This is a genomic window from Frateuria sp. GZRR33 (assembly GCF_051900425.1).
GTDB lineage: Bacteria > Pseudomonadota > Gammaproteobacteria > Xanthomonadales > Rhodanobacteraceae > Frateuria_A.
The window spans coordinates 21,816-35,316 of the sequence record NZ_JBHZGK010000006.1; the positions used below are offsets into that span (position 1 = coordinate 21,816).

Below are 13,501 nucleotides of genomic sequence, written 5' to 3' on the forward strand. Positions count from 1 at the left end.
TCCCCGTGGGACGGGGGAAGGCTCGCTGAGGATAGTCTGCCGCGATTGCGTCCTCCCTTGGTTCAAGGAAGTACGGCAGCGATCGAGTCCTTCCCCCGGTTCCACGGGGGGAAGGTGTCCGAAGGGCGGATGGGGGAAGCCTGCGGGAAAAGCCGCTACGGCTCCCCACGCAGCCGCACGTCGCCAGGCTGCATATCGATGCGCTCCTCGCGCACCTGCCGCTGCGATTCGAAGAAGCGCTGCACCTGCTGGCAAACGGCCATGGTGTTGTCGCGCGCGATCGCCGACACAAGGAACCAGGGCTCCTTCCATTCCAGCCGGGCCACGATGTCCTCGGCCACTGCCTGCCGGTCATCCTCCGGCAGCACGTCGGCCTTGTTGAGCACCAGCCAGCGCGGGCGCTCCAGCAGCTCGGGATCGAACTTGGAAAGCTCCTGCTCGATCGCGCGCACCTGCTCGACCGGATCGGTACCGTCGATCGGGGCGATGTCCACCATGTGCAGCAGCAGACGGGTGCGCGAGACGTGGCGCAGGAACTGGATGCCCAGGCCGGCGCCTTCGGCGGCGCCTTCGATCAGGCCGGGAATGTCGGCGATCACGAAACTCTGGTCGGTACCCAGGCTGACCACGCCCAGGTTCGGGTGCAGCGTGGTGAACGGGTAATCGGCCACGCGCGGCGTCGCGGCCGAGACGGCACGGATGAAGGTGGACTTGCCGGCGTTGGGAAAGCCCAGCAGCCCCACGTCCGCCAGCAGCTTGAGCTCGAGCTTGAGCTCGCGCACCTCGCCCGGCGTGCCCGGCGTGGATTTGCGCGGAGCCCGGTTCACCGAGCTCTTGAAGTGGATGTTGCCCAGCCCGCCCTTGCCGCCCTCGGCCACCAGCAGGCGCTGGCCGTGCTGGGTGAGGTCGCCAATCACCTCGTCGGTGTCGACGTTGGTGATCACGGTGCCGACCGGCACGCGGATGGTGGTGTCCTCGCCGCCCTTGCCGTACATGTCCGAACCCATGCCGTTCTCGCCCCGCTGCGCCTTGAAGCTGCGCTGGTGGCGGAAATCGATCAACGTGTTGAGGCCCTCGTCGGCGACCAGCCAGACCGAACCGCCGTGGCCGCCGTCACCGCCGTTGGGGCCGCCGAACGGGATGAACTTCTCGCGACGGAAGCTGACGCAGCCGTTGCCGCCGTCACCGGCCTGGACTTTGATGATCGCTTCGTCGACGAATTTCATGGGCTCGGCCTTCGGAACGTGAACGGGGAACATGGGGACGGCGGACTGACAAGGTTAACCGGGACGCCGCATGAATCTCGTCCCTGTTCGCCGTCCCCTGCTTCACAAAAAACAAAAGCCCCGCCGAAGCGGGGCTTTCGCTGCATCGAAAAGAGCGATCAGCCCTTGACGACGTTGACGAACTTGCGGTTGTTCTCGCCGCGGGTCTTGAACTCGACCACGCCGTCGGTCAGCGCGAACAGGGTGTGGTCGCGACCCAGACCCACGCCGGTACCGGCATGGAACTTGGTGCCGCGCTGGCGAACGATGATGTTGCCGGCCTCGATGGCCTGGCCACCATAGATCTTCACGCCCAGGTACTTCGGGTTCGAGTCGCGACCGTTGCGGGACGAACCTACGCCTTTTTTATGTGCCATGACTTAATTCCTCCGGCTCTATCAGGCGTTGATGCCCGTGATCTCGACTTCGGTGAAATGCTGCCGGTGCCCCATCTGCTTCTTGTGGTGCTTGCGGCGGCGGAACTTGATGATGCGGATCTTGTCGGCGCGGCCGTGGCGACGCACGGTGGCCGAAACGGTGGCGCCGGCAACGGTCGGCACGCCGACGTTGACCGCATCGCCCGAGCCGACCAGCAGCACCTGGTCGAAGCTCACGTTGGCGCCTTCCTCGGCATCCAGCAGCTCCACGCGCAGCACGTCGCCCTGCTGGACGCGGTACTGCTTGCCGCCGGTCTTGATGACTGCATAACTCATGGGATGGTCCCTTCTGTCGTTATTCTCTTGGGTCTCACCGCGCGCGTGACGGCCGTGGTGAACGGCGAAGTATAGCGGCGCCGTCCGTCGCTGGTCAATCTTTAAGCAACCCGCTCAAGGCGTTGCGGACGAGCCCCCGGACGCCGGCGCCGACAGCCTCGCCCCGGGCGTGGCGGCAGGCGACGCCGGGCAGCGGCCCTGGGCGTCGATCCGACCGCTTTTCTGCAGTTCGGCCAGCATCGCCTGGGCGCGCTCGCGGCCCCATTCCTGGCCCAGTTGCATGCCCTCGGCCATGGTCGCGGGCATCTCGGTAACCACTTTCTTGCCCAGCGGGGAGCGGTAGAACTTGAGCAGCCCCTGGATATCGGCCGCGCTGAAATGGCGCTGGTAGATCGGCACCATGCGCTCGGTCAGTTCCTGCGCCCCCTTGGCATCGATGAAGCCCTGCCAGTAGCTGGCCGGAACGCAGGGCAGCTGCTGCTGCATCATCGCGGCCATCTGGCTGTTCATCTGGCCCAGCATGCGGTCGACACCGAACACGTCCATCAGCGCGCGCACCTGTGCCTCGCTGGGCGGCTTGGGCGAAGCCGCCAGCACGGTTCCCGTCGCCAGCCAAAGGGCAACGCCCAGTCCGGTCCACTTGCGCATGGGGGTCTCCTCGTCGCATCGCAGGGTTCGGCATTTGGCCACAGCCAGCGACCGACGGAAAGCTCGAAGCCGGCCGTCTCCAGGGCCGCGGAAGGCTGAAGCCCGCCCTACCGAGTCTCAATTTCTGACCTCGGCAGGTTGGTATAGTGGCCGGTCTCCCCCATATCCCAGCGCGCATGGAAACCATACGCATCCGCGGCGCCCGCACGCACAACCTCAAGAACATCGACCTGGACCTGCCGCGCGATCGCCTGATCGTGATCACCGGCCTGTCCGGCTCGGGCAAATCCTCGCTCGCTTTCGATACCATCTACGCCGAAGGCCAGCGCCGCTATGTCGAGTCGCTCTCGGCCTACGCGCGGCAGTTCCTGTCGATGATGGAAAAGCCCGACGTCGACCACATCGAAGGCCTCTCGCCGGCGATCTCGATCGAGCAGAAGTCGACCTCCCACAACCCGCGCTCGACCGTCGGCACGATCACCGAGATCTACGACTACCTGCGCCTGCTCTACGCCCGCGTCGGCACGCCGCGCTGCCCGGACCACGCGATCCCGCTGGAGGCCCAGACGGTCAGCCAGATGGTCGACGCCACGCTGGCGCTGGACCCGGACAAGCGCTGGATGCTGCTCGCACCGGTGGTGCGCGAGCGCAAGGGCGAGCATGTGCAGGTGTTCGACCAGCTGCGCGCGCAGGGTTTCGTGCGCGCCCGCGTCGACGGGGTGGTGTACGAACTCGACGCGGTGCCGCCGCTGACCCTGCGCCAGAAGCACACCATCGAGGTAGTGATCGACCGCTTCCGCCCGCGCGAGGACCTCAAGCAGCGCCTGGCCGAATCGTTCGAGACCGCGCTGCGCCTGGGCGACGGCCTGGTGATCGTGGTCGACATGGACGACGACAGCGCGCCCGAGCAACTGCTTTCCTCGCGCTATTCCTGCCCCGTCTGCGACTACTCGCTGCCGGAGCTCGAACCGCGCCTGTTCTCGTTCAATTCGCCGATCGGCGCCTGCCCGAGCTGCGACGGCCTGGGCGTGACCCAGGTGTTCGATCCGGCGCGGGTGGTCGGCCATCCGGAGCTTCCGCTCTCCAACGGTGCGATCCGTGGCTGGGACCGGCGCAACCCGCACTACTTCCAGATGCTGCTCTCGCTGGCCGCGCACTACGGCTTCGAGGCCGACACGCGTTGGCGCGACCTGCCTGCGCACGTCCAGCAGGCGATCCTGTACGGCAGCGGCAAGGAGAAGATCGCCTTCCGCTACCTCACCGAGCGCGGCGGCCGGGTGACCCGCGAGCACGCCTTCGAGGGCATCCTTCCCAACCTCGAGCGTCGCTACAAGGAGACCGAATCGTCCGCGGTGCGCGAGGAGCTGGCCAAGTACATCAGCGACCATCCCTGCCCCACCTGCGAAGGCCAGCGCCTGAACCGCTCGGCGCGCAACGTGTTCGTCTCCGACCAGCCGCTGCCGGCGCTGACCAACCGTTCGATCGACGACGCACTGGGGTTCTTTGCCGACCTCAAGCTGGCCGGCTGGCGCGGCGAGATCGCAGCCAAGATCGTCAAGGAAATCCGCGAGCGCCTGACCTTCCTCAACGACGTCGGCCTCAACTACCTCACGCTGGACCGCCAGGCCGATTCGCTCTCCGGCGGCGAAGCCCAGCGCATCCGCCTGGCCAGCCAGATCGGCGCCGGCCTGGTCGGCGTGATGTACGTGCTCGATGAACCCTCGATCGGCCTGCACCAGCGCGACAACGAGCGCCTGCTGGGCACGCTTACCCGCCTGCGCGACCTGGGCAACACGGTGATCGTGGTCGAGCACGACGAGGACGCGATCCGCATGGCCGACCACGTGCTCGACATCGGCCCGGGCGCCGGCGTGCACGGCGGCGAGGTGGTGGCGCAGGGCACGCTCAAGGACATCCTGGCTTCGGAGCGTTCGCTAACCGGCCAGTACCTGTCCGGCACACGCGCGATCGAAGTGCCGACCGAGCGGCGCAAGCCGGTCGACGAGGACGCCTGGCTGCGTCTCAAAGGCGCGCGCGGCAACAACCTGAAGCATGTCGACCTGTCCATTCCGGCCAAGCTGTTCACCTGCGTCACCGGCGTGTCCGGCTCGGGCAAGTCCACGCTGGTCAACGACACCCTGTTCCGCCTGGCCGCGTCCGAGTTGAACGGCGCGGGCGCGCAGCCGGCGCCGTTCGAATCGGTCAGCGGCATGGACCTGTTCGACAAGGTGGTCGACATCGACCAGTCGCCGATCGGCCGCACGCCGCGCTCGAATCCGGCCACCTACACCGGCCTGTTCACGCCGCTGCGCGAGCTGTTCGCCCAGGTGCCGGAGGCGCGTGCGCGCGGCTACACGCCGGGCCGCTTCAGCTTCAACGTGCGCGGTGGCCGCTGCGAGGCCTGCGAAGGCGACGGCATGATCAAGGTGGAGATGCACTTCCTGCCGGACGTCTATGTGCCCTGCGACGTGTGCCACGGCAAGCGCTACAACCGCGAGACGCTGGAGATCCACTACAAGGGCAACACGATTGCCGACGTGCTCGACATGACGGTGGAGGACGCGCTGAAGCTGTTCGAGAACGTGCCGACCATCGCGCGCAAGCTCGACACGCTGCGCGCCGTCGGCCTGGACTACATCAAGCTCGGCCAGAGCGCGACCACGCTCTCCGGCGGCGAGGCGCAACGCGTGAAGCTCTCCAAGGAGCTGTCCAAGCGCGACACCGGCCGCACGCTCTACATCCTGGACGAGCCGACCACCGGCCTGCATTTCCACGACATCGAGCAGTTGCTGGATGTGTTGCACCAGCTGGTCGACCAGGGCAACACCGTGGTGGTGATCGAGCACAACCTCGACGTGATCAAGACCGCCGACTGGATCGTCGACCTCGGCCCCGAGGGCGGCGCCGGCGGCGGCCGCATCCTGGTCGCCGGCACCCCGGAGGAAGTGGCCGCCTCGCCCGAGTCGCACACGGGACGCTTCCTGCTGCCGCACCTGAAGACCCCGGCGCCCACGCCAGCGGCGCAGAAGCCGGCGGCCAAGCGCACCAAGAACACGCTCAAGCACATCGCCTCGGCCGACAAGCACCGGCCCATGCCCCGCAGGAAGAAGGCCCCATGAGCCCGCGCAAGCCGACGAAGAAGGCCGAGGCCGAAGCGCCTGCCGAACAGCCTGTATCGGCCTCGCCCTCGCCGCTTTTCACGGCAACCCTGCCCGTACGCTGGCGCGACCTGGACGCGTTCAACCACGTCAACAACTCCAACTACCTGACCTACCTCGAAGAAGCGAGGCTGCAGTGGCTCAGCCACGTACCGGGCCCGTGGTTCGACGACCACGCCATGCCGGTGATGGCCGCCGTCCAGCTCAACTACCGCCGCCCGATCGAGTGGCCGGCACAGCTTCGTGTCGAACTCTTCTGCGAGCGGCTGGGCAACAGCTCGATGACCATCGGCCACCGCATCCTGGACGTCGAACATGCCGACCGCCTCTACGGCGACGGCCACGTAGTGATGGTCTGGATGGACCCGGCCAGCGGCAAGCCGGTGTCGCTACCCGAGGCGATCCGCGAGGCGGCCGGCTAGCTGCCAACGCTCGCGATCCCGGGCATGCCAGACAGGCGCTGCGACGCTCTCCCGGGCGTTGCGCGCCTCGCTCTCGCGACGTTTTCCTGAAAGGGACCCGGCGCAGCCGGTCACCCGAGCGTCGGCACGAAGCCCGTGGACTCGAAGGCTCGTCGCGACGGCCGTCCAGACTGCCAGACCTGGAGTTGGTGCGTTGCCTCCAGGCCCATGCCTCTATGATGGCCCTTCCCCACGAAGGAGCTCGTCATGACCCTGCCCCCTCGCCGTGCCCTCGCCTTCGCCTGCGCTGCCGCCTGCCTGGCACCCGCCGTCCAGGCAACCGACACCGAACTGACCCTCTACCGCAGTGACAACCCCGCGCTGTACACCGCCGCGGGCGACGGCAGCGTGGCCGAAGGCCATGCGGTGGCGCGCGAACAACGCACACTGCACCTGAAGGCCGGGACCCAGGACATCACCCTGGGCGATCTTCCGCTCTACCTCGACCCCGAAGCCATCGCCCTGTCCTTCGCCAACGACCAGGCCCGGGTGATTTCCCAGCGCCTGTTGCTGGGACAGGGCAACGAGGCGGCGCTCGCCGGCCTGGTGGGGCAGGACATCACCGTGCTCGGCGGCAACGGCGAATCGCTGGCGCAAGGCACGCTGCTGCGCGCGGGCAATGGCCTGCTGGTCAAGGGCACGCTCGGCAACACGCTGGTGCGCGACTACGCCGCCGTGCGCAGCGCCGGCGGCGACTTCCCCACCGGTGCGAGCCTGCGCCTGCGCGTGGACGCAGCACGCGCCGGCAACGCCACTGCCACGCTGAGCTATCCCACCGCAGGCCTGGGCTGGCGTGCCGCCTATGTGGGCACGCTCGAGCCGGGCAATGCCTGCCGCATGCAGTTCGAATCGCGCGCCAGCATCGCCAACCGCAGCGGGCGGGACTGGCACGACGCCACGCTCAAGCTGGTCGCGGGCGAACCGCATTTCGCCAAGCCGGACGCGCCCCAGCCGATGGCGGTCTCTATGGCCCGCGCGTACAAGAGCGAAGCGGCCGACATGCCCCGGCAATCCTCGCTGGGCGACTACCGTCTTTACACGCTCCCCCAGCCGGTCGACCTGCCGGACGGCAGCGTGAGCCAGGTGCCGCTATACACGCCCCGGACGCTGGCCTGCGAGCGCACCGCCCTGTACGAGAACGGCAATGCGTGGACGCCTCCGGAGCCGATGCTCGCCCCCGACTTCAACACCGGGGGCGGCAACACCATCGAAAGTACCCTGCGATTTGCCGCGTTCGACAGCCTGCCCGCCGGCTACCTGCGCGTGCTGGGCAACGACAACCGCGGCACGCCGCAATTCCTGGGCGAAGGCCGCATCGAGGACACGCCCAAGGGCAGCGATGCCACCCTCACCCTGGGCACCGCGTTCGACCTGCGCGCCGAGCGCGAGCGCACCTCCTTCAAGGTGGACAAGGCCGCCCGCACGATGGACGAAGCCTTCCGCATCACGCTCACCAATGCCGGCGAATCGGCGCGCGTGGTGACCGTACGCGAACACCCCAGCCGCTGGCGCGAATGGGCCCTGGCGTCCTCGTCGGTCAAGCCGAGCAAGCAATCGCCGGACGTACTGGAGTTCAAGGTGAATGTGCCGGCCGGCGGCAAGGCGACGCTGGACTACGCGGTGCACTACCGCTGGGCCGAGTAGGCGGGTCCGGGGCAAGGCCTCCCCCATCCGCCTGTCGGCACCTTCCCCCGCGGAGCGGGGGAAGGCTCGATCACGGACTGCCCCTCCTGGTCCTCCTCTGCTTGGGTGGGAAGGCTCGACCACGGGCTGCCGCCTACCGATCCCCACCCTGCTTGGGGGATGGCTCGACCACGGACTGCCACCCACTGATCCTTCCCCCGCTCTGCGGGGGAAGGTGCGAAGGGCGGATGGGGCAAACTTGCGACAATCCCACCAGCTTGCGCCCGACGAACCAAGGAATCCTCCATGCTCGACATCCTTCCGCACGACGGCGACATCGCCGAGATCCGCCTGGCCCGTCCACCGGTCAACGCGTTGAACCTGGACCTCATCGGCGCCCTGCGCGATGCCCTCGCCCAGGCGCCACGCGACGGCGCGCGCGGCCTGGTGATCTCCGGCGCCCAGGGTTTGTTCTCCGCCGGCGTGGACGTGCCCGAACTGCTCCAGCGCGACCGCGCCGGCGTCCGCGCCTACTGGCGCGCGCTGTTCGACCTGTGCGCAGACCTCGCCTACCTGCCGATCCCGGCGGTCGCCGCGATCACCGGCCACAGCCCGGCGGGCGGTGCCGTGCTCGCCTTGTTCTGCGACTACCGCGTGATGGCGCAGGGCCCGTTCCGGATCGGCCTCAACGAAGTGCAGGTGGGCCTGATGGTGCCCGACTGCATCCAGCTCGCACTGCGCCGCGTGGTCGGCATCTACCGCGCCGAACGGCTGCTGGTCGCCGGCGCCATGATCGAGGCCGAGCAGGCGCTGGCCTGTGGCTTCGTGGACGAGCTCACCAGCGTGGACCAGGTGGTCACCCGCGCGGTCCACTGGCTCACCGAACTGCTGGCGCTCCCCCGCCACGCCATGCTGGCGACGCGCGAACTGGCCCGCGCCGACCTGCGCGAGGCGTGGAAGGATGTCGATGCCCTGCCGCTTGACGCGTTCATGGACGCTTACTTCAACGCGGAAACGCAGGCGACGCTGCAGGGGCTGGTGGCGAGGCTGAAGGCAAAAAGCGCGGGCTGAAAGAGGCCCCCACGCCTGCTCGCAGGGGAGGGTCGGGAAAGGATTCTTTCTGCCCCGAAGGCCCCCTTCCCCGCTTGCGAACAGGGAGAAAGAGCCACCGTCAACCCGTGGCGATGGGCCGCGACGGGTCGCTCAGCCAGCCGCTCCACGATGGCGCGTACAGGCGCGAGCCGTGCAGCCCGGCATGTTCCATGGCCAGCAGGTTGTGGCAGGCAGTGACCCCCGAGCCACACATGTGCACCACCGTCTGCGGCGGCGTGTCGCCCAGCACCGCCCTGAACTCCTCGCGCAGCTGCGCCGGCGGCTTGAACCGGCCGCTGGCGTCGAGGTTGTCGGCAAAGGGGCGATTGAGGGCACCCGGCACGTGGCCGGCAGCACGGTCCAGCGGTTCGGTCTCGCCGCGATAGCGAGCGGCGGCGCGGGCATCCAACAGCACCGGCGCCGGATCGGCATGCAGCGTGGCGTGGTCGGTAATCGCCTGGTGGGGATTGAAGTGCAGGTCGGCCTGGCTGGCCGTTCGCTCCACGGTACCGCTTTCCACCGGCAAGCCGGCTTCGCGCCAGGCGGCGAAACCGCCATCGAGTACAGCGACCTCACGCACGCCCGCCAGCCGCAGCAGCCACCAGAGCCGGGCGGCCGCCAGCGCGCTGCTGCCGGCATCGTAGGCCACGACCTGCAGGCCCGGGCGCCAGCCCCAGCGGCCGAGCACGGCGGAAAACGCCTGTTCCAGCGGCAGCGGATGACGTCCCAGCCCCTGCCCCTCGCGGCCAAGATCGGACAGGTCGTGTTCCAGGCTGGCATGCACCGCGCCGGGGATGTGCGATTGCCGGTACTCGCGCTCGGGCTTGTCCGGATCGGACGCGCCGGCGCCGGCAGGGTCCGCCCGGCAGTCGACGATCAGCACCTCGTCCGGCGGCAGCGCGGCCAGCGTGGCCGCATCGATCAGCGTGGTATGCAGGCTCATGCGTCTTTCATCCTTTCAAGGAGGTTGAGCAGCATCGCGGCGGTGGCGCCCCAGATGCGGTGGCCGCCGTGGACGAATTCCACCATCGGCCGCCGATGCCCGCGGTAGTCCATCACATAGCGTTTGAGGTTTGCCGGTTCAAGGAAGAACGCGAACGGCACTTCGAAAACCTCGGCCACCTCCGCCGGCGTCGGGTAGAGCACCGCGCCCTCGTCGATGCGCGCGACCACCGGAGTGACGCAGTAGCCGCTGATCGTCTCGAAACAGTCGAGGAAGCCCAGCGGTTGCACCAGCGCGCGCTCCAGCCCGATTTCCTCCTCGCTCTCGCGCAGGGCGGTGTCGATCGCGTCGACGTCCTCCGGGTCCTGCCGGCCACCCGGAAAGGCGACCTGCCCCGCGTGCGACTGCAGGTGGGCGGTGCGCACGGTGAAGACCAGTCGCGGCTGCACGCCTTCGCGCACGCCGATGAGAACCGCCGCAGGACGCCTGGGCGTGTCGCCAAGGAGGTCGGCCATCTGGGCATGGTTCCATCCGGGGGCCGCCGGTGGATCGGAAAGCGAACGCAGGGCCTGCGGCAGCCCATCCAGCAGCCGTTGGAACGGTCGCTCGGGCGCGCCGTCCATCACGTCCTCGCGCGCGCGGGCAGGATCTCGCGCATGTAACGCAGGCGCTCGGCGTCGTCCATGGACCGCCAGCGCGCGATTTCCTCGCCGCTGCGCAGGCAGCCCTCGCACCAGCCGCGCGCGTCCAGCCGGCAAATGCCGATGCAGGGCGTGAGTGGCGCGGCGGGGACAAGGGGATCATGCGGCATTCGTGCGATTTTAGCCGATGCGCACAGGGGTGGCTGTGCGGATGGCCGCGACATGCGCTTCGACTTCGCCCCGCGGGCTGCGCTTGGCGCGAACGGTCTTGCCACTCGTGCGCGAAGGACTCGCCTACTTCGCGATGTCGAGCAATTCGATCTCGAACACCAGCGCTTCGTTTGGCCCGATGCGCGGCAGTTGGCCGCGTTCGCCGTAAGCGAGCCGGGGCGGGATCACCACCTTCCAGCGATCGCCCACGTGCATGCGCGGTATCACGTCCTGCCAGCCGGGGATGACCTTGTCGACCTGGAAGGTGACCGGCGCGCCATGTGCCCACGAACTGTCGAACTCGGTGCCGTCCACCAGCATGCCGCGGTAGTTGACCGTCACCGTGCTGGTGACCCTGGGTCTTTCGGTGCCCTTGCCCGACGCGATCACCGCGTACTGGATGCCCGAAGGCAACTGGACCACACCGGGGCGCTTGCGGTTCTGCGCCATGTAGTCGGCGCTCTTGCGCGCATTGGCCTCGGCGATGTGCTTGAACTCGGCCACGGCGTTGGCGTGCAGTTGCTGCTCCAGCCGCTGGAGCTGGGCATGCATGTCCTGCATCGAGACGGCCGGATGGCGCTTGGCATACGCATCGGTCATGGCCTTCTGCACGGTAGCCAGGTCCACGTCCGGTTGGCCGCCGGCGAACTGGCTGCCGATCTGGTACCCGATCGCATAGGACAGCTTGTGCTTGTCCAGCTTGACCTGCGACGTCGGCGCATCGGCGCGGTCCTGCGCATGCGCGACGCTTCCCAGCAGCAGCATGCCAAGCGCCAACCCACCCAGTCGTGTCATGCCTTGCCTCCAACGTCGACGGTACCGACATGCTATGCGCATTGGCGAGGCCATGCAGCGCCGCAACCGGCGTTTGCTTCGATCCCGCGCAGCCGCAAAGGTTCCCGCGCTACCATGCGCGTTTTCCTTGCCATCGGAGCGCTTGTCATGGCCTATCGCAACCTGGAAATCACCAACCGCGGCGCGGTGCGCGTGATCACCGTCAACCGCCCCGACAAGCTCAACGCGCTCAACCGCGACACGCTCAACGAACTGACTCTCGCCTTCACCCAGGCGGCGCAGGACGATGCCGTGCGCGCGGTGGTGCTCACCGGCGCGGGCGAAAAGGCCTTCGTGGCCGGGGCCGACATCGCCGAAATGAATGGCTATACACCGGTGCAGGCGCAGTCGTTCTCGCGCACGGGGCAGCGCCTGATGAGCACGATCGAGCGGCTGGGCAAGCCGGTGGTCGCGCGCATCCAAGGCTTCGCGCTGGGTGGCGGCATGGAGCTGGCGATGGCCTGCCACCTGCGCGTGGCCAGCGAGAAGGCCAGGTTCGGCCAGCCGGAAATCAACCTGGGCCTGATCCCCGGCTTCGGCGGCACGCAGCGCCTGCTGCGCCTGGCCGGTCGCAGCGCCGCGCTGGAGCTGTGCCTGACCGGCGCACCGATCGCTGCGGCGCGTGCCTATGAGTTGGGGCTGGTCAATCGCGTGGTAGCGCCCGAGGCGTTGGACGAAACGGTCAATGCGCTGGCCGACCAGTTGGCCGCCGCTGCACCGCTGGCCGCCGCCGGCATCCTCGATGCGATCCTGCTCGGCGGTGAAACGGCGCTGGACCAGGGCCTGGAGTTCGAAACGCAGGGCTTCGCGCTGGCCTTCGCCACCGAGGACATGCGTGAGGGAACCCAGGCGTTCCTGGAAAAGCGCAAGGCCGCGTTCAACGGCCGCTGATTTTTTTGTAGGAGCGCACCTGTGCGCGACCGCCATGCATCCCGGTCGCGCACAGGTGCGCTCCTACAATGAGGCGACTAGTGTCCGCCGCGGTACTTTTTCTCGCCGGCGGTCACGGCGACATCCAACCGATTCTCCGGCGGCGCCAACGGGCACGTCGCGAACGGCGTGAATGCACACGGCGGGTTGTAGGCCTTGTTGAAGTCCAGCTCCACCTTGCCCGGGTGCGACAACCCGCCCTGGGGCAAGGCGGCGTAGAAGAAGCGCGCGGCGCCGTAGGTCTGCTTGCCGGAGGTGCGGTCGGCGATCACGAAGAACAGCTCGCCGCCCGGCTCTTCCTGGTAGGGCATCAGCTCGAAGGTGTGGCCGTCGCGCTGGAACACCGCCTTGCCGGGCACGTCCACCGCCTCGATCGTGCCGATCACCGAACCGATTTCCAGCTTGTGCCCGGGCGCGAAGGGTACCCAGTTGGCTTCGATGCGCCAGGAAGGATCGATCGGAAAATAGTCGATGCCCACGAAGTGCGCGCGGGTGGGCGCTTCCGGGTCCTTCACGCGCAGCGCCTTGCGGCCGTCGCGATCGATCACGTAGAAGCTCGCGCTGCCGAAACGCACGAGCGTGGGACCCGCCGCACCGGCGTGCATGTCGTCGACCAGCGTCGCCTCGGCCACCGGCTTGCCGTCGACGGTGGCACCGGCGTCCTTGTCCAGCGCAATGCGCGCGGTGCCGTCCTGACCGAGGGTCACCGTGGCCAGGTGTGCAGGACCGGCGCTCAGCACGATGTCATTGTCGGCGGCGCTGCCGATACGGTTGGCACCCTCGTGCAGCCATTCCAGCCCGATCAGGCTCAGCCAGCCGTCCGGCGCGGTCAGCTTCGCGACGCGGTCGGCCCGCCACTGCTCGATCTGGCGGGTGTACGGATCGGTATCGGCGGCGTGCACGGCAACGGCTCCCAGGGTGATGGCGGCGACGAACAGGCTGGCGCGAAGCATGGGCTCTCCAGCATGGGGGATGGCCATCGA

The 13,501-nt window shown here is 68.2% G+C and carries 12 protein-coding genes and 1 pseudogene; 5 read left to right on the plus strand and 8 right to left on the minus strand.

Features of this window, described 5'->3' with window-relative positions:
• Window positions 1-155 precede the first annotated feature (155 nt).
• The 4 genes from cgtA to ACFWZU_RS09145 all read right to left on the minus strand — a co-directional run bounded on the left by cgtA (window position 156) and on the right by ACFWZU_RS09145 (window position 2,626).
• Window positions 156-1,226, minus strand: a complete 1,071-nt coding sequence (gene cgtA / locus ACFWZU_RS09130) for an Obg family GTPase CgtA (protein ID WP_439701198.1) — start codon at window positions 1,224-1,226, stop codon at window positions 156-158.
• Between the two features lie 158 nt (window positions 1,227-1,384).
• The gene (gene rpmA / locus ACFWZU_RS09135) at window positions 1,385-1,642 is read right to left on the minus strand and encodes a 50S ribosomal protein L27 (protein ID WP_439701199.1); all 258 of its coding nucleotides are present in this window, start codon (window positions 1,640-1,642) and stop codon (window positions 1,385-1,387) included.
• Between the two features lie 21 nt (window positions 1,643-1,663).
• Window positions 1,664-1,978 carry a 50S ribosomal protein L21 gene (rplU, locus tag ACFWZU_RS09140; RefSeq protein ID WP_231320672.1) on the minus strand — a complete coding sequence of 105 codons (315 nt, stop codon included), beginning with the start codon at window positions 1,976-1,978 and terminating at the stop codon, window positions 1,664-1,666.
• A gap of 114 nt (window positions 1,979-2,092) precedes the next feature.
• A complete protein-coding gene (locus tag ACFWZU_RS09145) occupies window positions 2,093-2,626 on the minus strand; it encodes a DUF2059 domain-containing protein (protein ID WP_439701200.1) in 534 nt (177 codons plus the stop codon).
• Window positions 2,627-2,802: 176 nt separating this feature from the next.
• On the opposite strand from ACFWZU_RS09145, the gene uvrA reads away from it, so the two are divergent.
• From uvrA to ACFWZU_RS09165, 4 genes are all read left to right on the plus strand, one after another.
• Window positions 2,803-5,745, plus strand: a complete 2,943-nt coding sequence (uvrA, locus tag ACFWZU_RS09150) for an excinuclease ABC subunit UvrA (RefSeq protein WP_439701201.1) — start codon at window positions 2,803-2,805, stop codon at window positions 5,743-5,745.
• Window positions 5,742-6,206, plus strand: coding sequence for an acyl-CoA thioesterase (locus ACFWZU_RS09155; RefSeq protein WP_439701202.1), 465 nt, complete (start codon window positions 5,742-5,744; stop codon window positions 6,204-6,206). The genes uvrA and ACFWZU_RS09155 overlap by 4 nt, the downstream gene beginning before the upstream one ends.
• 246 nt (window positions 6,207-6,452) lie before the next feature.
• Window positions 6,453-7,889, plus strand: coding sequence for a DUF4139 domain-containing protein (locus ACFWZU_RS09160; protein ID WP_439701203.1), 1,437 nt, complete (start codon window positions 6,453-6,455; stop codon window positions 7,887-7,889).
• Window positions 7,890-8,174: 285 nt separating this feature from the next.
• Window positions 8,175-8,939 (plus strand): enoyl-CoA hydratase/isomerase family protein, encoded by a 765-nt coding sequence (locus tag ACFWZU_RS09165; protein ID WP_439701204.1) that lies wholly within the window; start codon window positions 8,175-8,177, stop codon window positions 8,937-8,939.
• 100 nt (window positions 8,940-9,039) lie between these two features.
• On the opposite strand, the gene ACFWZU_RS09170 is transcribed toward ACFWZU_RS09165, so the two are convergent.
• From ACFWZU_RS09170 to ACFWZU_RS09180, 3 genes and pseudogenes are all read right to left on the minus strand, one after another.
• A complete protein-coding gene (locus tag ACFWZU_RS09170; protein WP_439701205.1) occupies window positions 9,040-9,903 on the minus strand; it encodes a sulfurtransferase in 864 nt (287 codons plus the stop codon).
• Window positions 9,900-10,714 (minus strand): annotated as a pseudogene (locus ACFWZU_RS09175) (NUDIX hydrolase). The gene ACFWZU_RS09170 and the pseudogene ACFWZU_RS09175 overlap by 4 nt, the downstream one beginning before the upstream one ends.
• A gap of 124 nt (window positions 10,715-10,838) precedes the next feature.
• Window positions 10,839-11,549, minus strand: a complete 711-nt coding sequence (locus tag ACFWZU_RS09180; protein ID WP_439701206.1) for an FKBP-type peptidyl-prolyl cis-trans isomerase — start codon at window positions 11,547-11,549, stop codon at window positions 10,839-10,841.
• Window positions 11,550-11,696: 147 nt separating this feature from the next.
• On the opposite strand from ACFWZU_RS09180, the gene ACFWZU_RS09185 reads away from it, so the two are divergent.
• Window positions 11,697-12,479 carry an enoyl-CoA hydratase/isomerase family protein gene (locus ACFWZU_RS09185; protein ID WP_439701207.1) on the plus strand — a complete coding sequence of 261 codons (783 nt, stop codon included), beginning with the start codon at window positions 11,697-11,699 and terminating at the stop codon, window positions 12,477-12,479.
• A gap of 77 nt (window positions 12,480-12,556) precedes the next feature.
• On the opposite strand, the gene ACFWZU_RS09190 is transcribed toward ACFWZU_RS09185, so the two are convergent.
• Window positions 12,557-13,471, minus strand: a complete 915-nt coding sequence (locus tag ACFWZU_RS09190) for a DUF1684 domain-containing protein (RefSeq protein WP_439701208.1) — start codon at window positions 13,469-13,471, stop codon at window positions 12,557-12,559.
• Window positions 13,472-13,501 lie beyond the last annotated feature (30 nt).